Genomic DNA, 18,359 nt, shown 5'->3' on the forward strand with positions numbered 1-18,359 from the left:
GCAGCCCCTCCCTAGCTTGTGCGTCGCGCCATTCTTTCGGCGATTAACGTCAGGATGCTTTCGTAGTGCTCGTGCAGGCGTATGCGGGCGGTCTCCACCTCGCCAGCCGTCACGGCCTCCGCGATGGCCTTGTGGTCCTGCCAGGTTGCGAGCGGAGCGGTGTTGTGCAGCTTCAGGTCGGCCGAGGCCCTGGCGAAGGCCACCCAGAAGACGTCGAGCAATCGTCCCAGCGTGACGTTGCCGCCGCTGCGGAACAGCACGCGATGAAATTCCTGATCCTCCGCCGCGAAGTCTTCGGCGTGCTCGGCACGGTCATGCATGGCGTCGACGATGCGGCGGAGCTCCGCCTTGTCGTCCACCGACATGGCGCGCATGGCGTCGCCAATCGTGGCGACCTCCAACGCGCGGCGGATCTCCAGCAATTCCTTCAGCTCACACAGGGAGTCCCGCAGACCGAAAGCAAGGTTGTCGAGCAGCGGGGCGAACGAGAAGGCGCTGACGAACACGCCCACCCCGCGACGGGATTCGATGATGCCCAACGATTCCAGGGCGCGGACCGCTTCCCGAACAGAGGAGCGGCTGACCTGCAGCGCCCGCGCCAACGCGCCTTCGGGCGGCAGCGGATCGCCCGCTGCGAGGCGATTGTCGGTGATAAAGGCCTTCAGGCTTTCCTGGACGGTGATGTGCAGGAGCCTGGGCCTGTCGAGCGGCTTCGGCCGAGATGACATATCATATAGATATTTAGCTGTCAGATATCTAGCAACTGAAAACGTGCTGCGAGGGGAAGTATCACCGCCAGGGACCGGGAGAACGGCGGCTGTCGGAGCGGCTGGCCGCTGTGAGGACGACAACCGATGATGCACAGTGACCAGCTGCCCATCGACATCGCCGTCGCCCGACGCCTCATCCACGAACAGTTTCCGCAGTTCCGCGACGAGAAGATCACGCCGGTCGCCGTGGCAGGGACGGTCAACGCGCTGTTCTGCATCGGCCCGGGACACGCCGCGCGCTTCCCACTACGGGCGATGGAGCCCGCCGAATGCGCCCGCCTGCTGCGCTCCGAAGCTCAATCTGCCGCTGGCCCTGGCCGCCGCGCAGAAATCGGAGTTTGAGGTGGCGATCGCGGGCGGCACCGTCCGCACCCGGGACCTCGACGTCTGCGGCCCGGCGGGGGAGGAACTGTTCACCGCCTACCGCGTGGACACCGCCGTGTTCGGCGTCGGCGGCGTGGATGCGGACGGATCGCTGCTGGACTACTCGCGCGAGGAGGTGCGCATCCGCGAGGTGATGATGCGGCACGCTCGCCGCTCCTTCCTGGTGCTCGATGCTTCCAAGTTCGGCCGCCCCGCGCATGTGCGCGGCGGGGGGATCGAGGATGTTTCCGCCGTCTTCTGCGACGCGGAGCTGCCACCGGCGATACGCGACCGGCTGGCGCAATCGGACACGGCGATCGTGCCGTGCCCGCCTCTCCTGCCGGGCGATCCGGCTTCCCCCTGATCCTTGGCTTCCCCAACCTGTGGGCGGCGCTGCTCGGCAACGACACGGACGCCGACGCCGGCGACACCCGCGCGATCGTTTCGGTGGACACGACCAGCCTGAAGGGCACGGTCACCTTCAACGCGGCGACGAAGACCCTGGCCTGTTCCGCCGACGCCGACGAGTTCGACCTGGTGAGGCCGGGCGCCACGGTGCAGGAAAGCTTCTCCTACACCATGGCCGACAGCGCCGGCGCGACCTCGACCGCCCGGGTGACGGTCACGGTGGCCGGGGGTGCCAACAACGCCCCGGTCACCGTGACGATCTGGTCCGATGCGATCGCCGGCAACGCGGGCGAGGACATCATCCGCGGCGGGCTCGGTAACAACACCATCTCCGGCCTCGACGGCGCCGATCAGCTCTGGGGCGGGCTCGGCGACGAACGGCTGTTCGGTGGAAAGGGGATCGGCACCCGTTACGGTGAGCCAGGCGATGACATCCTCGACAGCGGTGACGGCAACGACGTCCTTCACGGTGGCCTGGGCAACGACCGCCTGACCGGCGGGCCGGGCGCCGACCTCTTCGTTATCGAAGGAGGGCTCCTGGCGGGGATCGACACGATCACCGATTTTGAGGTGGGGGTTGATCACCTCAGCCTGGAAGGCATCCGCAACTACTTGGGTGTGCGGATGGACGTCGATTTCGATGACACCCAGGACGGCGCGCTCCTTTTCGCAGGCGGCGCTGTCCGGCTCCTCTGGGTGTCCGATGTTTCCGACCCGAACGCCCTGATGGCCTGACCGGGCGGTCCCCGGGAAGGAGGCAGGGGTGTTCTCAGTTTCTCGAGGGCTTCGGGGCGGTGGTTGTGCTGTGCAGCACACCCCGCTCCGGCCGGACACGAGCTTGCCGGAGCGGGCGCCGCCTAGGCCCGCTCCGATTTCAACATCATCTCGACGGAAGCACGCCACCGAGGGAACGGGTCAGATCAGCCGCGACGTTCACCAGGATCGGGCTGGCTCGTTTTGCCGCTTCCCGGGTGAAGCGCGTGACCGGGCCCGTCAGGCATAGCGCACCCGCGAAACCCTCTCCGGGCCCGAAAACGGGCGTCGCCATGCCGGCGACATGAGGATCTCGCTCCCCGCCAGTGTAGATCGGAACCTTGGTCGCCGCCTTCGGGGCCGACTGGCCGGGTGTTCCGAAGATCCGCAGGACCTGGGCTATGGCAGAACTGTCCATCGGAAGCTTGTCTCCCTGACGGACATGCAGCCTCAGGCGATGGGGAGAATCGACGCGGTAAAGGCAAAGCCTTTGCTCGTCGCTGCAAACATAGAAGGAGGCGCTTTCACCGGTCTCGGCGACCAGCTTCTCCAGCGCGGGCATGACAAAGGCCTCGGCCCGGAAAGCCTGCTGATAGATCGAGCCGAGCCGGAACAGTTCCGCACCGAGGCGATAGGAACCATCCGCTCCACGGATGAGGTAGCCATGCTCCTCTAGCGAGATGCCGAGCCGCATGATCGTGGTCTTCACGAGCCCTGTTCTGGCCGTCAGTTCAGCCAGACTCACGGCTTCGTCGCCTTTGCGGAAAGCCGAGAGGAGGATCAGGGCTCTGCCTGCCGAGGCAACGCCCTCCAGCGAAGAGCCTGATGATGTCTGGGCTGCCAGAACACCCACTGGACCTGTTTACCTCCCTGCAAAACGCGTCCATCGGACGATCCGTGCTCGTCACTCCGCGTGGGAGTAGAGGGTAAGACCTGGTGTTTCCAGGGTTGCCCTCAAAATACTCCCGGCTTCGGACTCGACGATAAAGAGATCACGCCCTCCGTCGGTTTGGAAAGCAAGGTTGGTGGTGGACCACCCGGCACAGGAGGCGACGCACGCCAACGGCTCTGCACGGAGTGAAGAGCGCCGGACTTGTTTTCCACCACGAAGCTCTGGCCCAGGCTGTCGCTCAGCTTCTGGGCGATGCGACGTGCCATGGTGTCCACGGCCCCGCCCGGGCCCCGGGCACGATGATGCGCACAGGGCGGCGGGCAATCCGGGCGGGAGGTTGACGGCTCACCCGTGATTCCACTTCCCTGTCCGTTGAGTTCGAAACGTCGTTGCGTTTTTTGGCGTGATCTGGCACCCGGGGCGTGACAGTGTCAACGAAATGGCGCGCAATGGCGCCGCGTTCCGGAGGAGGAAGGGCTTATGACAATCGGTTTTCGCATCCATCCACGTGCCCGGCAGGTCGACGCTGCCCTGGTGGCGCGGTTTCGCGACCTTCCCGTCGCCAACGTCAGTGACGTGATGTCGCGCATGACTGCTGGCGGCGCGCGGCTGCGGCCGATGCATCGTGCCGGCGTGGTGCTTGCCGGCGCCGCGCTAACGGTGAAGACGCGCCCGGGTGACAACCTGATGATCCACAAGGCCATCGGCCTGGCGCAGCCGGGCGACGTGATCGTGGTGGACGCCGGCGGGGACCTGACCAATGCCCTGATCGGCGAGCTGATGCTGGCGCAGATGGTCAAGCGCGGTCTCGGCGGCATCGTCATCAACGGTGCGATCCGCGACAGCGCCGCGATCGGCGCGCAGGACTTCCCGGTCTTCGCGGCTGGGGTCACCCATCGCGGCCCCTACAAGGACGGGCCGGGTGAGATCAACGTACCGGTCGCCATCGACGGCATGGTGATCATGCCGGGTGACCTCGTGCTGGGTGACGACGACGGTCTGCTCTGCGTGCCCATCGACGAGGCGGAAGCAATCCATGCCGCCGCGAGCGCCAAGCACGCGGCGGAGGAGAAGCAGGTTGTCGCCATCGCGGCGGGCACCAACGACACCGCTTGGGTGGATGCCGCGCTGCGCCGCCTGGGCTGCGAGGGGCTCGACTAAAACCACCCTCCCGCGCGGGGCAGCGTCGGGGACGAGTGGCCATGCTCCCGCTCACCGCCATCCTGTGTCCCATCCGCCCTGCCGCGCCCGATCAGGGCGCGGCGTATCGCCTGCGGCGTTCCGGGGACGGGACATCCTCCGGCTGGCTGGCTGCGGTTCCCAGGCCGAAGTTTCGGCCGCTGCGATTATCGTGGTGTGACGCTCCCCCTTTTCATGACGCCGAACACCGCACGGTTTTCGCGGGTGCCCCGTTCGCGCTGACCTGGAGGGGTTAGCCCCCTTCCGTTTTCTCTTCCTCGATCCCGTTCCGGAAGGTTCATCCCCATGTCCGACGCCAACTCGCGCCCCAACGTCCTTGTATCAGCCGCCAGGCTGGCCCCTGAGGCCGTGGCGATGCTGGAGGAGGCGGGCTACGCCGTGCGCTGCACCAGCGGCTACCCGGGCGAGGCGGAACTTCTCGCCGCCATCCGGGAGCACCGGCCCGTGGCCATCCTGCATCGCCAGGGCCGCATCGATGGCACGGTGATGGATGCCGCCGCGCCGGAGCTGCGGCTGGTGGCCCGCCATGGCGCCGGCATCGACGGCATCGACGTGCCCGCTGCCCGTGCGCGCGGCCTGACCGTGACGCGCGCGGCCGGCGCCAATTCCCGCTCGGTGGCCGAGCATGCCATGGCGCTGATGCTGACGATGCTCAAGGACCTGCCTTCCGTCACCGCCGGCATGCGCGACGGGCTGTGGGAGAAGACGTCGCGCATGACGCGCGACATCGACGGGATGACGCTGGGCATCGTCGGCTACGGCGCGATCGGCACCAAGGTCGCGCGCATGGCGGCCGGCTTCGGCATGCGCGTGCTGGCCTACGATCCCCTGCTGCCAGCGGGTCCCGTGTCCGGCCCGGCCGAGCGGGTGGAAACCCTGCCCGAACTCCTGCGCCAGGCCGAAGTGCTGTCCCTGCACTGCCCGCTGGAGCCTGAAACGCGCGACCTGATCGGTGCTGCGGAACTGTCCCTGCTGCCGCGCGGCGCCATCCTGGTGCACACCGCGCGCGGCGGTATCGTGAATCAGGATGCGCTGCTCGCCGCGCTGGATGCCGGGCAGCTGAGCTGGGCGGGGGTGGACGTCTTCGCGGTGGAGCCGCTGGAGGAGAACAGCCCCTTCCGCTCGCACCCGCGCGTCGTCGCCACGCCGCACCTGGCGGCCAACACCCCGCGCGGCGCGGTGGGTATGGCCTGCGGCGCGGCGGAAAGCATCATCGCGGTGATGAACGGGCGCCTGCCCGCGCTGGAAGGGGCGGTGGTGGTGCCGGGCGGCCTGTCGGCAGGGCTCGTTTCGGCCTGACGGCCGACCTTCTGGCCGTACCCCGCGCATCCTCCTGGCGCCGCCGGCGCCAGGGGGACGCGGGGAAACAGCGGGGGGTACGGGGAGGTGCCCTCAGCCTGAGCGGCGATACCGGCCAGCTGGACCTGGGGCCGGCTGGTGGGAACGGCTGATGCACGGCACCGCCCGAATGGTGGGAACCCGTTCGAGTTCCACGGCCTCAACGGGTGAAGGGATTGCGGTAGGGGAAGAGGCCACCGTCAGGAAGTAGCTGGAGGCACCGCCGGGGGCGGCGCCTCCGGCACCGTTAGGAGGGCTGGCGCAGGCCGGTGGCGGCGGGCTCACCACGCCGGCGGCCGATCACCAGCACGAGGCTGGCGCCGACCAGGGCCAGCACCACGATGGGCAGCATGGCGGCACCATAGCTTCCCGTCGCATCCTGGATCGCGCCCACCAGCGATACCATGCCGCCGCCCGCCAGGTTGGACACGGCGTTGATGCCGGCGATGCCGGCCGCGGCGGTGGTGGGCGACAGGGTTTGGGAGGTGAAGGCCCAGAACGGTCCTTTGAACGACGAGTAGCTGACCAGCACGCAGCTCAGAAGCGCCACGGTGAGCGGCAGGGAGGAGTTCGAGAAGAACACGCCTACGAAGCCGGAGGCGATCACGAGCAGCGGCAGCGCCGTGTGCCAGCGCCGCTCCCCGGTGCGGTCCGAGTGCGCTCCCCAGAACATCATGAGCGCCGCGGCGAAGCCGTAGGGAATGGAGTTCACCAGTCCCGCCTGAAAGTTCGTCAGGCCGAAGCTCTTGAGCAGCTGCGGCTGCCAGACCGACAGGCTGGCGCTGGCGGCGGAACTGGCAGCGCAGGCGATGGCCAGGCACCAGACCGTGGGGTTACGCGCCAGCTGCCCCAGGCTCATGTGGCCGATGGTGCGGCGGCCGGCCTTTTCCGCATCAAGCCGCTGCGTCAGCCAGCTCTGCTGCGCCGGTGTCAGCCAGGCGGCGTCGGCAGGCCGGTCCTTCAGCACCACGAGGCAGGCGAAACCCAGCAGGATGGTGGGAATACCCTCGGCCACGAAGACCCACTGCCAGCCGTGGAGGCCGAGGAAGCCGTCCGCCAACAGCAGGGCGCTGGAAACGGGAGATCCGATAAAGCTCGCGAGCGGCACCGACATGGAGAAGGCGGCCACGATCCGCGCCTGGTACTGCCGCGGAAACCAGTAGGTGGAGAACAGCACGATCCCCGGAAAGAAGCCCGCCTCCGCGATCCCGAGCAAGAAGCGCAGCACGTAGAAGGACAGTGGCCCCTGGATCAGCGCCATCAACGTGCACATCACGCCCCAGGAAATCATGATCCGCGCGATCCAGCGGCGCGCGCCGAAGCGCTGCAGGGCCAGATTGCTGGGCACCTCGAACAGGAAGTAGCCGACGAAGAACAGGCTGCCGCCGAGGCCGTAGGCGGCGGCAGACAAGCCAAGTTGCGGCCGCATCTGCAGCGCGGCGACACCGATGTTGGAGCGGTCGAGAAGGTTGAAGAAATAGCAAAGCATGAGGAACGGCACGAGCCGGACCACTACCTTGCGCATCGTCATTCGTTCGTTGTCGTCACCCGTGGCGGCTACGCCGGACATAGATCCCCCGAGGCTTTGCTGTTGGCAGCTTCTTAAGCACCAGAGGGCAGCCGGATCAAGATTTACGAAACGACGTTCCATTTTTCCAATGCGAGGTTCGGCTCCTCGCGTGGCCTGGTGCCGGCCGCTTCACACCCCGATGCTCGCCTCCGACCGAGATCGCGGCTGAAGGATGCGTTCGGCACTGCCGGGCCTGAACGCGTTATCCGAAGATGTCAGGCGGCTGGTGGCGGCGTTCGGTTCAGCCCGGCCGCAACTGCTGAGCATGCCGAAAGTGAAACGTCGTTTCCTTCTTCTCCACGCCGTGCCAGACTTCGGGCGAAGCAAGAACCAGCGCCCGCCAACAGGGCCGTCCCGGAGGATCATCCATGCTGCGTCGCCAGTTCCTGGGCGGCATCGCCGCCACATCCGTGTCCCTCGCCACGCCCTCGATCCTTCGCGCGGCATCGCAGAGCGTTCTGCGCTTCGTGCCCTTCGTGGACCTTTCGCTGCTGGACCCCGTCGCCACCACGGCCACGCCCACGCGGAATCATGCTTTCTTGGTGTTCGACACGCTCTACGGGCTGGACGACCAGTTCCGGCCACAGCCACAAATGGTGCAGGGCCACTTGGTGGAGGACGATGGCCGCCGCTGGCTGCTGACGCTGCGCCAGGGGCTGCGCTTCCACGACGGCGCCGCGGTCACGGCCCGCGACTGCGTCGCCAGCATCCGGCGCTGGGCGTCGCGCGATTCCTTCGGGCAGGCCCTGATGGCGGCGACGGACGAGCTTTCCGCCCAGGATGACCGGACGATCGTGTTCCGCCTCAACAAGCCTTTCCCGCTGCTGCCGGCAGCGCTCGCGAAAGCCTCTCCCAGCATGTGCGCCATGATGCCGGAGCGGCTGGCCACGGCCGACCCGGCCCGGCAGGTAAGCGAAATGGTCGGCTCCGGTCCTTTCCGCTTCCTTGAGCGGGAACACCTGGCCGGTGCCCGCGCCGCCTATGCCCGCTTCGAGGAGTACGTGCCGCGTCCCGACGGTACACCCACCGGAACGGCCGGGCCGAAGGTGGCGCATTTCGACCGGGTCGAGTGGATCACCATGCCCGATGTTTCCGCAGCCTCCACCGCCCTACAGGCAGGCGAGGTGGACTGGTGGGAAACGCCTTCACCCGACCTGGCGCCCCTGCTGAAGAGTGATCCGAACCTACGCGTCGAGGTGAAGGACCGCCAGGGGCTGACGCCAATCCTGCGGTTCAATTGCATGCAGCCGCCCTTCAACAACATCGCGCTGCGCCGGGCCGTGCTCGGGGCCGTTGACCAAGCCGAGTTCATGCGCGCCTACAGCAGCGATCCCGACACCTGGCACGTTAAGCTCGGCATGTTCTGCCCTGGCACGCCGATGGCCAACGAGGCGGGTCTGGACGGATTGTTCGGCAAGACGGACATCGCCGCCGCGCGCAAGGCGGTGGAAGCGTCGGGCTACAAGGGCGACAAGGTGGCCTTCATGCTGCCCATGGACCATCCCATCAGCGCCCCGATTGGTCAGGTCGGCATCGACCTGTTCCAGCGCATCGGCCTGAACGTGGAGGTGCAGGCCGTGGACAGCGGAACGCTGTTCCAGCGCCGCAATTCGCGCGAAGCGGTGACGAAGGGCGGCTGGAGCGTGTTTCCGTCCATGGTGTCCGGCCTCAACATCCTGGACCCGGCGGTGACCAGCGTCGCACGCGGCAATGGCTTGCAGGGATGGTACGGCTGGCCCGACAGTCCCGAAGGAGAGCGCCTGCGCGACGCTTGGCTGGAAGAGCGTGATCCCGGCGCGCAGAAAGCCCTGGCCGAGAAGATCCAGCTGCAGGCCTGGTCCGACGCAACCTTTATTCCGACGGGGCAGATCTTCCAGCCCATGGCGTGGCGCCGCAACATCGACGGCGTGCTGGATGGCTTCGTGAAGTTCTGGAACGTGAAGCGGCTGGCATCGTAACGCCGGGGATAAGGTCGGGCTGGCAATCACGGCGAAACAGGGCACATGCCTGACGAGGGCTGCACCTGCGCAGGTTGCCCCCCGTCGTTCACTGCAGGTTTCCGTGTTGGACAGGTCTTACACCACGCTCATTCAGCGCTGAGTGCGGGAGGACAGCTTGCCGCTGCTGCGCTTGCCGATGGAGCATGCAGGCGTCGTCGTGGGAGCGCCGCGGCGACGGCGCCACCTGGGTGAACGTTTCCCGTCTTGCTCAGCACGGCACGGTTCTGCCTTGGAAGGCGGTGTTCGTGGACACGGGCTTTGCCAGGTTCCTGCCCCAGCTTCCTGAGGCAGGATAGGCGAGCGGAGTTGTTCGGGAAGGATCAGGACATCCAGTCCGAGCCGGGCGGGCGCCCGGCACCGAACACCTCGTGACGGGCGAGCCCGCCGCCGCACCTCACCTGAAGCCGGTCACGGCGTGCGGAACGTAGGGTTCCTCCAGCCGGGCGATTTCCTCGGGCGAGAGCGAGATCTCCAGCGCGGATACGGCGTCGTCCAAGTGCTGCAGTTTCGTGGCGCCGACGATCGGCGCGGTGATGCCTGGCTTCGCGAGAACCCAAGCGAGCGCCACCTGCGCGCGTGGAACGCCACGCTCGGTCGCAATTTCCGCCACGCGTTCCACGACGCGGCGGTCGGCCTCGCCCGTGCTGGCGTAGAGGGTCTTTCCGAAGGCGTCGGTCTCGGCACGGGCGCTGGTCTCGTCCCAGTCGCGCGTCAGCCGGCCACGTGCCAGCGGGCTCCAGGGAATGATCCCCACACCCTCGTCGCGGCAGAGCGGGATCATTTCCCGCTCCTCTTCACGGTAAAGGAGGTTGAGGTAGTTCTGCATGCTGCTGAAGCGGCTCCAGCCATGGCGTTCCGCGACGGCCTGTGCCTTGGCGAACTGCCAGGCGTACATCGAGGAAGCGCCGATGTAGCGTGCCTTGCCTGCCCGAACCACGTCATGCAGCGCCTCCATCGTTTCCTCGATGGGCGTGTGATAGTCCCAGCGGTGGATCTGGTAGAGGTCCACGTAGTCAGTGCCGAGCCGGCGCAGGCTGGCATTGATCTCCTGCAGGATCGCCTTGCGCGACAGGCCCTGGCCGTTCGCGCCGGGCCGCATCCGACCGTGCACCTTGGTGGCGAGCACGATCTCCTCGCGTGAAACAAAGTCCTTCAGCGCGCGGCCGACGATCTCCTCGCTGGATCCGGCGGAATAAACATTGGCGGTGTCGAAGAAGTTGATGCCGAGATCGAGCGCTTTACGGATGAAGGGGCGGGATTGATCTTCCGGCAGAGCCCAGGGATGGCCGCCGCGGGAGGCATCGCCGTAGCTCATGCACCCCAGACAGATGCGGGACACCTCGAGACCGGTTCGGCCGAGCTTTCGAAATTCCATACCGGAGCTCCTTGATGAAGCGAGGAAGGGCATAGGCCACGCCTGGTTGGATGCCGTCAGTTGGCCAGGACGTTGCGGCAGGGACGCAGGCGCGGGGTAGCGTCAGAAGCAACTAGGGTCAGCGCTCTGAGGCCACCAGGGGCGACCTTTCACGTCATCCGCCCCAGCACGTCCTCCTTCCACAAGATCCGGTGAAGCACGGCCATGGCGGCGTGTCCGAGCACCACGACCAGGAGGGTGAAGCCGAGCCAATAGTGCAGCAGGTCGGCCGGAACCATCATCCATTCGATCCTGTTGCCGCGTGCCGGCATCACCGGGATGCCGTAGGGCGAGAACGGATCGCCTGATCCGTACTGGCGCAGCAGGGCGAGGCCTGGCACGATCACCATCAGGGCGTAGATCAAGAGGTGTCCGGCGACCGCCGCACGACCCAGGCGGCCCGGGTGCGGCGGTCGCCGCTTCAGGTTGATCAAACCCCAGACGCCGCGCAGCAGCACCAGGACGAATAGGGTGAAGCCCATGGTGAAGTGGGTTCCACCGACGAAGCGCGTGATCGCCGTATCGCCGATGCTGACAAAGAGCAGCGCCCCCGCGAAGTGCCAGGCAAAGAGTGCCGCCATCAACCAATGGAAGCCGCGGCTGATGCGGCCGTAGCCACTTGGCGTATCAAACCAGCCAGCCGGCGCCATCCTGCCCTCCTTCACACCGGTATGTTGTCATGGGCTTTGAAACGCCTTCCGACGGCCCTATCGGCAGAACAGGACTGGTAGGGGGGCGTCACAATGTCCACCATGCCTGCCACGCCTCGCATGACCTGCCAAGATAGAGGTGCCGCGTCAGCAAAAGGTGCCTTGTACTTGGCCGTCGCCCGGACAGGCTACTTGAACCTGGCGGCGTAGGCGGCACGGTTATGAGGATCGACAGCTGTGTTGTACGGGAGCAGCCAAGCAGCCACCCTTGAGTGAGCGCCAGGAGCCGGAACGGTTCAGTGGTATTCTCCAGATCAAGACAGGCATACTGGCCAAGCAGAGGGCGAGTCGAGTTGCCGCGATCCATGGCGCGACCAGCCGCTATCCGGCTCCACCTTTCCCGATCGACCCTATCCAAGGAGATGTTCGATGTCCGCCAAAATCAACAAAATTCCTGGACCCGACCACCCCATCCAAATCGTGCGCAACCAGAAGCGGGTGAGCGTGACGTTCGGCGGGAAGGTGATCGCTGACACGACCGATGCACTCACCTTAAGCGAGTCAACTTATCCCAAGGTGCAGTACATCCCGCGCAAGGACGTCGACATGGGCGTTCTGGAGCGCTCTGCCACAAAGACCTACTGCCCCTACAAGGGCGAAGCCTCCTACTTCAGCATTCATTCGGGCGAGGCTCGGGCAGCGGACGCAATCTGGACTTATGAAACGCCCTACGCTGCCGTTGCCGAAATCAAGGATCACCTCGCCTTCTACCCCGACCGTGTGGACACCATCGAGGAACGAGATGCCTGATCGGCATCTATGGGGGGCACGGAAAGGTCTCTGCTTCCTCACGAAAATGAGCATGGCCGTCTACTCCGCGGACGGAGATGCCTTGCTCGTTTCTTCGGGCGATCCGAAGCGGACGGGCAGCTACCAGCCTTGACTCCAGTCATAGCGCTGCCTTCCGCAATCCCTTAATCTGCCGAGCAGCGGATTTGGCCGTCGGATTTAAGCATCCCATCAAACGGACGAACGAAGCTGATTCGGGAGGAAATATCATAATGCGGCTGCAGGACTGCCACAACTTTCACGATTTCCGCCGCATGGCCCGGCGTCGCCTGCCAGGCCCAATCTTCAACTACATCGACGGTGCCGCGGATGACGAGGTCACCTATCGCCGCAACACCGCAGCTTTCGAGGAATGCGACCTCGTCCCCAATGTGCTGCGGGGTGTGCGCGAGGTGGATCTGTCCACCACCGTGCTGGGCCAAACGCTGCAACTGCCTTTCTACTGTTCGCCTACTGCACTGCAGCGCCTTTTCCACCATGACGGCGAGCGTGCCGTGGCGGCGGCTGCGGCCAAGTACGGCACCATGTTCGGCGTTTCCTCCTTGGGCACCACCAGCCTCGAGGAAGCCCGGCGTATCAGCACCGGCCCGCAGATCTACCAGTTCTACTTCCACAAGGACCGCGAACTGAACCGCGAAATGATGGCGCGCGCGAAGCAGGCTGGCGTGCAGGTGATGATGCTGACGGTGGACAGCATCACCGGCGGCAATCGCGAGCGCGATAAGCGGACCGGCTTTGCTATTCCGTTCCGGCTGAATGCCGCTGGTGTTTCACAATTCGCGGCCAAGCCGTCCTGGGCTGTAAACTACTTTCGTCAGGGCGCTTTCCGGCTGCCGCAGCTGGAAAACCACGTCGACATGGGGCGTGGCGCCATGTCGATCAGCCATTACTTCTCCGAGATGCTCGATCCGTCGATGAACTGGGACGACGTGGCAGCGATGGTACGGGATTGGGATGGACAGTTCTGCCTCAAGGGCGTGATGTCGGCGGAAGACGCGAAACAAGCAGCTTCCATCGGCTGCACCGGCGTCGTGGTGTCTAATCACGGCGGGCGGCAACTCGACGGTTCACGCTCCTCGTTCGACCAGCTGGCCGAAATCGTTGATGCGGCCGGTGACCGGCTCGACGTGCTGATGGACGGTGGCGTGCAACGGGGTACGCACGTTCTCAAGGCATTATCGCTGGGTGCCAAGGCGGTGGGCGTCGGCCGCTACTATCTTTTTCCCTTGGCTGCCGCGGGACAGGAGGGAGTCGAGCGTGCGCTGGAGCTCATGCGTCATGAGCTTGAGCGAGCCATGAAGCTGATGGGGTGCACATCCATCGCGCAGCTTCGGCCGGAGAACCTGCGCTTTCGATCGGGAGGGGTGGGTTGAAGGGCATGCCGTTGCGGGCGGGCCCGGGTTCCGCGGCGGGTCCGATGTCGGCCAATACACTGTCGCTTATCTCCGTCGCCAGCTTCAGGGCTGCCCGATAGGCCGGTCAGGAGCGGCCGGAGCCAAAGCAGTCGTGAGGTTCCGGCTTCTGAACGCGAGCGGCCGTTCCACCCGAAAGGCCGCCCCACGGTAAGCCGGTGATCCGCGCGTACCAGCCGGCTGATGCAGGTCGATGTTCCAATGTCTGCGCGCCGATCAAAGGCTCTGCGTCGCGCTCATTGCTGGCACGCCTGGACATGCCACCGGTTGGAACTCGACGCGACGGTCCAGGAGGTCGCTGGCATCGTCCGTGCCGGTTCCCACGAGCACGGCTGTGCTGCCGGCCCCCCGCGTCCTGATGCGCTGCCGCAGACTTGGTGAGAGTGCCACCAGCCGGTCGCGTACGTAGTTTGCACGGCGCAAGGAAAGACGCTGATTGCCGTCCGAGGATCCGGTAGCGCTGGTATGTCCGGTGAGCTCGAGGCATGTGTTGCTCGCCGCTGTTTGCTCGGCAATTTCGCGCAGCCACATCGGATAGGCCCCGCTCACTGCCGGGTCTGGCCAGAACAGGTTCGACCCTGGCCGGAACACGAACTTCAGGGCCAGCCTTTGACTCAACAGCCCGAGGCGAATGACGTGGCCAAGAGCATCGGCTGCCTGCTGCGTCCGGCCAAGCGCCTGATTTGCGAGGTAAAGGCCGTTGTAAACCCGGCTCTGTTCACCCAAGGGTGACTGCCTGGCTTGCGTATAGGCCGTCAGCGCCTCGTCATAGCGGCCAGTCTCGTAGGCCCGAATGCCGTCGTTGATGAAGGCCGCTGCCTGGATGCTCTGCAGGTAGGTCGGGTCTAAGGTTCCACCGATCTCGCCATCGATGCTGCGATAGTAGCTCTGGATGCTCTGGTCTGGCATCCAGGCAGGACTATCGCGGAAGAAAGCCGCCGGTCGCGTGCTGACGCCCGCAGCCTGGGCTCGAACGCTGGCCCGCGATACGATCCGACCCGTACGAAGGTCGCCGATGACGCCCCAGACGCGATAGGCTGATGCCTGCGGCACCGTTGATGAGACCTGCGAAACGGAACCGCCGTTATCCTCCGGTGCCACGGCGCCGAGCAGGATCAATGGCTGCTGCTTCAAACTCGCGGTGTTGAATGGCAGGAGCTTGATCTGGGGGTAGCGCGCGCTGACGAGGGCGCCGAGCTGACTTTCAATCGAACGCGTGGCCTCCACCTGGTTGCCACTGACACGGTCTACCCAGGGATCCACGATCAGGGGATACCGACCATCCGTATCCGGAGCCCCCAATTGCGCGTTCGCCACGAGCGCGGCACCCAACTCCGCCACGGCCTCGGGGAACGGAAGTGACAGCTCTGTCCGCTGCGTGACCTGCGTGCCGGTTACCAAGGATTGCTCCGCTGTTGGCGGCGTGCCCGAACAGGCTTGCAGAAGCAATAGGGTGGCGGCCAACGCAGCGACACGGGAAAGGCGCGTTTTTGTTCCGGAAACGCGTTGCACTCTGGAAATGGCTGCGCGGCCGGTAACCTCGTTCGCCATGTGTTGACTCCCTTCAGATTTTGGAACGCCCTGTGATGCTCCGGACGCGAAAGTTGCGTTCAGATTGAATTGAGTGAGTGGAGTAACGAAGAGGATTTATCCTTTCCAAGCGGCATCCGCGGCCCTTGAGCGCTAAACCTTCTCACTTGAGTGCCGGTTCGGCCATCAATCCTGGGTTTGATTCCGTAAAAGAAGACATTCCCTCCGGTTGTGCTATCTTGCGGTCCAATGCGGGTTTCCAAAATCAGGGCAGCTCGGCTGCAGTCTTCGCAGACAAAGTCGGGAAAGACGTCGCCTGCCATAATGAAATGATCCCCATGGTTGGTCGAACGGCTTCAAAATCTGCGGCTGGCCACAACTCGCCGGAGGTTAGCAGCGAGAATGGACCTAAGCCTCGAAGGATAATGCCCAGTTGCTGAACTTTGCGGCTGCCTCGAGGATACAAAATTGCGGATTGCTGCGCACCTTGAGCCGCCTGTATGCAAAATGAACGAACTCCGTCCGCTAAGCTGGCATGGAAACGACGCGCCAGAATGAACTCATTCGCGTGCAGAGATCGGAAGGCTGGCCGGACGGACGCCAAGCCCCGGCGACGGCTCAGTGGTGCGGCGACCGGGCCGATAGGGGCGTGGTGCAAGCCCGGGCGAGATGACTGCTCTGAGGTATCGATCGCCCCATGCCTCAGCTCGACATCGGCAACGCCCCCTCGTTCATCGGTCAGCTGATTGGGTCACCAAAAGATGAAATTTGAGAGTCTGCGTCTGAGCACTGTTGTTGCCGGCACGGCAGGAGACCGCGGCCTGCATCTTCATAATGCTGCTATAGACCCGACAGCCGATACGTAGCAGGAGCCGTGACATGGAATACGGCCGCCGCTTCAAATTTCTCGTTTGCGCCCCGGGGTTCGATGAAGCCGACTTGGAGGGGGCACGCCTCCGCCAAATTCTCGCGGAAATCGAGGGTATGGGCTATGCCGTCACCCGCGCGCGGCGTGATGACGATGCGGAACTCGTCGTGCGCACCGATGCGGCCATCGGTTGCATCGTGGTCGATTGGGGCAAGAAGGGGCTGCAAGGCCGCTCCGCTGCCCTGATCTCCCTCGTTCGTAAGCGCGGCCTGGACGTGCCGATCATTCTTCTGGTGCGCCGTCAGCGGCTCGAGGACATCCCTGTTGAAGTGCTGGACGACGTCGACGGGTTTGTCTTCCTTGCCGAAGAAACCCCCGACTTCATCGCCCGTAATCTTGTTTCCAGGCTGCGACAATATGCCGAGACACTGAAGACGCCTTTCTTCGGTGCCCTCGTCGACTACGCCGAGCAAGGAAACCAGCTCTGGACCTGCCCAGGGCACAATGGCGGCATGTTCTACAGCCGCAGTCCCATCGGCCGCATCTTCGTGGAACATCTCGGCCAGGCTGTCTTCCGCGATGACCTCGACAATTCCGTGCTCGAGATGGGCGACCTGCTGACGCACGAAGGTCCGGCCTTGCGGGCTCAGCAGGAAGCCGCCGAAATCTTCGGTGCTGAACGCACTTACTTCGTGCTGAACGGTACGTCGACCTCGAACAAGATTGCGCTGCAGGCTCTCCTGGCGGAGGGTGACCTTGTCCTTTTCGACCGCAACAATCACAAAGCAGCACATCACGGTGCCCTGTTCCTGGGTGAGGCGACACCGATCTTTATCGAAACGATGCGCAACCCGCATGGGCTGATTGGCCCCATGCGCGCCGAAGCATTGGACGAGGATCGTCTACGCGCGGCCATCCGAGACAATCCCCTGGTCAAGGACCCGGAAGCCTGGAAGCGCCCCCGACCTTTCCGCGCGGCGGTGATTGAGCAGTGCACCTACGACGGTACTATCCACTCCGCCGACCAGATCATCGCCAAGATTGGCTCCCTGTGTGACTACATTCTGTTTGACGAAGCCTGGGCCGGCTTCATGAAGTTCCACCCGCTCTTCCAGGGACGGTTCGGCATGGGACTCGACAAGCTGGGCAGCGAAGGGCCTGGCATTATCGTCACTCAGAGCACGCATAAGCAGCTGGCGAGCTTCTCTCAGGCTTCGCAGATCCACGTGAAGGATAGCCATCTCGGCGAACAGCGGCGGCGCGTCGAGCACCGCCGCTTCAACGAGATGTTCCTGCTGCACGCATCCACCAGCCCTTTTTACCCGCTCTTCGCCTCACTCGATGTCGGCGCGCAGATGATGAAGGGGCGCTCGGGCGAGGTGCTCTGGGACGACACCATCCGGCTGGGTATCGAGCTGCGCAAGAAGCTGCGCTTCACCAAGCGCGATTTCGAACTCGAGTCCGATCCCGCCAAGCGCTGGTTCTTTGAACCTTTCGTGCCGAAGACGGCGTGCATCGACGGCAGCGAGATGCCGTGGGAAGATGCGCCGACCGATATTCTGGCCAGTAATCCGTACCATTGGTCGCTGACGCCTGCCGCCGAATGGCACGGCTTTGGCGATAATCCTGCCGGTTGGGCCATCACCGATCCGAATAAGCTGACCCTGCTCACGCCAGGCTTTGCCCAGGGGGACTATGACGAGCACGGGATTCCTGCCCCGGTTGTCGCTGAATACCTTCGCCAAAACCGCATCGTGCCGGAGAAGAACGATCTCAACAGTTTGCTCTTCCTGCTGACCCCTGGTGTGGAAAGCAGCAAGGCGGGCACGCTGCTCGCGCACCTGATCACCTTCAAGAAGCTCCACGACACGAACGCGCCGCTCGACAAGGTGATTCCCAACTTCGTTGCTCGCCGGCCTGGACGTTACGGGCGTGAACGCCTGCGCGACCTGTGCGCGGAAATGCACGCTTTCTATCGCAGCTGTGGCATCAGCCAGCTCCAATCCGCTCAGTTCATGCGACGTCACCTCCCGGAGATGGCGATCCCGCCGAACGAGGCTGTGCGTGCGCTCGTGAAAAACAAAGTGGATTACGTGCCCCTCGATGAGACCATGGGCCGGATCGCCGCAACCCTTTGGCTCGTTTATCCGCCGGGGATCGCCACGATCATCCCTGGCGAGCGTCTCAACGACGCGGCCAGGCCTATGGTCGATTATCTCAAAGCCTTCGAAGCAGCGTGCAACCGGTTCCCCGGTTTCGAGAGCGAAGTGCAGGGCCTTTATCGTGAGACCGATCCGGACGGCCGTATCCGCTTCTACACCTACGTTGTTCGCGAGTAGCCT

The 18,359-nt window shown here is 64.7% G+C and carries 15 protein-coding genes; 9 read left to right on the plus strand and 6 right to left on the minus strand.

Annotated features, from left to right (window positions below; translation table 11 throughout):
* Positions 1 to 11 precede the first annotated feature (11 nt).
* Entirely contained in the window at positions 12 to 728 is a 717-nt protein-coding gene (locus ACFFGY_RS00240) for a FadR/GntR family transcriptional regulator (protein ID WP_377042329.1), read from the minus strand.
* Positions 729 to 854: 126 nt separating this feature from the next.
* Here ACFFGY_RS00240 and ACFFGY_RS00245 point away from each other — a divergent pair, with 126 nt between their 5' ends.
* From ACFFGY_RS00245 to ACFFGY_RS00255, 3 genes are read left to right on the plus strand one after another with little or no spacing between them, the layout of a single operon-like run.
* Complete coding sequence (locus tag ACFFGY_RS00245; RefSeq protein WP_377042330.1) at positions 855 to 1,112, plus strand: hypothetical protein; 258 nt, start codon at positions 855 to 857, stop codon at positions 1,110 to 1,112.
* Position 1,113: 1 nt separating this feature from the next.
* Positions 1,114 to 1,497, plus strand: a complete 384-nt coding sequence (locus ACFFGY_RS00250) for a DeoR/GlpR family DNA-binding transcription regulator (RefSeq protein ID WP_377042331.1) — start codon at positions 1,114 to 1,116, stop codon at positions 1,495 to 1,497.
* Entirely contained in the window at positions 1,458 to 2,276 is an 819-nt protein-coding gene (locus ACFFGY_RS00255; protein ID WP_377042332.1) for a calcium-binding protein, read from the plus strand. The genes ACFFGY_RS00250 and ACFFGY_RS00255 overlap by 40 nt, the downstream gene beginning before the upstream one ends.
* A 145-nt stretch (positions 2,277 to 2,421) precedes the next feature.
* On the opposite strand, the gene ACFFGY_RS00260 is transcribed toward ACFFGY_RS00255, so the two are convergent.
* Complete coding sequence (locus ACFFGY_RS00260; protein WP_377042333.1) at positions 2,422 to 3,147, minus strand: IclR family transcriptional regulator; 726 nt, start codon at positions 3,145 to 3,147, stop codon at positions 2,422 to 2,424.
* A 519-nt stretch (positions 3,148 to 3,666) separates the two neighbouring features.
* On the opposite strand from ACFFGY_RS00260, the gene ACFFGY_RS00265 reads away from it, so the two are divergent.
* The gene (locus ACFFGY_RS00265) at positions 3,667 to 4,347 is read left to right on the plus strand and encodes an RraA family protein (protein WP_377042334.1); all 681 of its coding nucleotides are present in this window, start codon (positions 3,667 to 3,669) and stop codon (positions 4,345 to 4,347) included.
* A 324-nt stretch (positions 4,348 to 4,671) separates the two neighbouring features.
* Positions 4,672 to 5,685 carry a hydroxyacid dehydrogenase gene (locus tag ACFFGY_RS00270; RefSeq protein ID WP_377042335.1) on the plus strand — a complete coding sequence of 338 codons (1,014 nt, stop codon included), beginning with the start codon at positions 4,672 to 4,674 and terminating at the stop codon, positions 5,683 to 5,685.
* Positions 5,686 to 5,971: 286 nt separating this feature from the next.
* Here the strand turns inward: ACFFGY_RS00270 and ACFFGY_RS00275 are convergent, their stop codons facing one another.
* Entirely contained in the window at positions 5,972 to 7,255 is a 1,284-nt protein-coding gene (locus ACFFGY_RS00275; protein WP_377042336.1) for an MFS transporter, read from the minus strand.
* A gap of 407 nt (positions 7,256 to 7,662) precedes the next feature.
* Here ACFFGY_RS00275 and ACFFGY_RS00280 point away from each other — a divergent pair, with 407 nt between their 5' ends.
* Positions 7,663 to 9,252, plus strand: coding sequence for an ABC transporter substrate-binding protein (locus ACFFGY_RS00280; protein WP_377042337.1), 1,590 nt, complete (start codon positions 7,663 to 7,665; stop codon positions 9,250 to 9,252).
* A gap of 436 nt (positions 9,253 to 9,688) precedes the next feature.
* On the opposite strand, the gene ACFFGY_RS00285 is transcribed toward ACFFGY_RS00280, so the two are convergent.
* The gene (locus ACFFGY_RS00285; protein ID WP_377042648.1) at positions 9,689 to 10,669 is read right to left on the minus strand and encodes an aldo/keto reductase; all 981 of its coding nucleotides are present in this window, start codon (positions 10,667 to 10,669) and stop codon (positions 9,689 to 9,691) included.
* Positions 10,670 to 10,818: 149 nt separating this feature from the next.
* Positions 10,819 to 11,358, minus strand: coding sequence for a cytochrome b (locus tag ACFFGY_RS00290; RefSeq protein WP_377042338.1), 540 nt, complete (start codon positions 11,356 to 11,358; stop codon positions 10,819 to 10,821).
* A 429-nt stretch (positions 11,359 to 11,787) separates the two neighbouring features.
* Here ACFFGY_RS00290 and ACFFGY_RS00295 point away from each other — a divergent pair, with 429 nt between their 5' ends.
* Both ACFFGY_RS00295 and ACFFGY_RS00300 read left to right on the plus strand, forming a co-directional pair.
* The gene (locus tag ACFFGY_RS00295; protein WP_377042339.1) at positions 11,788 to 12,168 is read left to right on the plus strand and encodes a DUF427 domain-containing protein; all 381 of its coding nucleotides are present in this window, start codon (positions 11,788 to 11,790) and stop codon (positions 12,166 to 12,168) included.
* 251 nt (positions 12,169 to 12,419) lie between these two features.
* Positions 12,420 to 13,580 carry an alpha-hydroxy acid oxidase gene (locus ACFFGY_RS00300; protein WP_377042340.1) on the plus strand — a complete coding sequence of 387 codons (1,161 nt, stop codon included), beginning with the start codon at positions 12,420 to 12,422 and terminating at the stop codon, positions 13,578 to 13,580.
* A gap of 255 nt (positions 13,581 to 13,835) precedes the next feature.
* Here the strand turns inward: ACFFGY_RS00300 and ACFFGY_RS00305 are convergent, their stop codons facing one another.
* Complete coding sequence (locus ACFFGY_RS00305) at positions 13,836 to 15,170, minus strand: OmpA family protein (RefSeq protein ID WP_377042341.1); 1,335 nt, start codon at positions 15,168 to 15,170, stop codon at positions 13,836 to 13,838.
* Between the two features lie 858 nt (positions 15,171 to 16,028).
* Here ACFFGY_RS00305 and ACFFGY_RS00310 point away from each other — a divergent pair.
* On the plus strand, positions 16,029 to 18,356 hold the full coding sequence (locus tag ACFFGY_RS00310; RefSeq protein WP_377042342.1) for an Orn/Lys/Arg family decarboxylase: 2,328 nt from the start codon (positions 16,029 to 16,031) through the stop codon (positions 18,354 to 18,356).
* The last annotated feature ends 3 nt before the right edge of the window (positions 18,357 to 18,359 follow it).

The sequence above is a fragment of the Roseomonas elaeocarpi genome (assembly GCF_042433915.1).
GTDB lineage: Bacteria > Pseudomonadota > Alphaproteobacteria > Acetobacterales > Acetobacteraceae > Roseomonas > Roseomonas elaeocarpi.

Coding starts and splice junctions, on each gene's coding strand:
- ACFFGY_RS00275 (WP_377042336.1), bottom strand. CDS start 7,255: ATGACGATGCGCAAGGTAGTGGTCCGGCTCGTGCCGTTCCTCATGCTT.
- ACFFGY_RS00305 (WP_377042341.1), bottom strand. CDS start 15,170: ATGGCGAACGAGGTTACCGGCCGCGCAGCCATTTCCAGAGTGCAACGC.
- ACFFGY_RS00300 (WP_377042340.1), top strand. CDS start 12,420: ATGCGGCTGCAGGACTGCCACAACTTTCACGATTTCCGCCGCATGGCC.
- ACFFGY_RS00280 (WP_377042337.1), top strand. CDS start 7,663: ATGCTGCGTCGCCAGTTCCTGGGCGGCATCGCCGCCACATCCGTGTCC.
- ACFFGY_RS00310 (WP_377042342.1), top strand. CDS start 16,029: ATGGAATACGGCCGCCGCTTCAAATTTCTCGTTTGCGCCCCGGGGTTC.
- ACFFGY_RS00285 (WP_377042648.1), bottom strand. CDS start 10,669: ATGGAATTTCGAAAGCTCGGCCGAACCGGTCTCGAGGTGTCCCGCATC.
- ACFFGY_RS00265 (WP_377042334.1), top strand. CDS start 3,667: ATGACAATCGGTTTTCGCATCCATCCACGTGCCCGGCAGGTCGACGCT.
- ACFFGY_RS00290 (WP_377042338.1), bottom strand. CDS start 11,358: ATGGCGCCGGCTGGCTGGTTTGATACGCCAAGTGGCTACGGCCGCATC.
- ACFFGY_RS00240 (WP_377042329.1), bottom strand. CDS start 728: ATGTCATCTCGGCCGAAGCCGCTCGACAGGCCCAGGCTCCTGCACATC.
- ACFFGY_RS00295 (WP_377042339.1), top strand. CDS start 11,788: ATGTCCGCCAAAATCAACAAAATTCCTGGACCCGACCACCCCATCCAA.
- ACFFGY_RS00270 (WP_377042335.1), top strand. CDS start 4,672: ATGTCCGACGCCAACTCGCGCCCCAACGTCCTTGTATCAGCCGCCAGG.
- ACFFGY_RS00245 (WP_377042330.1), top strand. CDS start 855: ATGATGCACAGTGACCAGCTGCCCATCGACATCGCCGTCGCCCGACGC.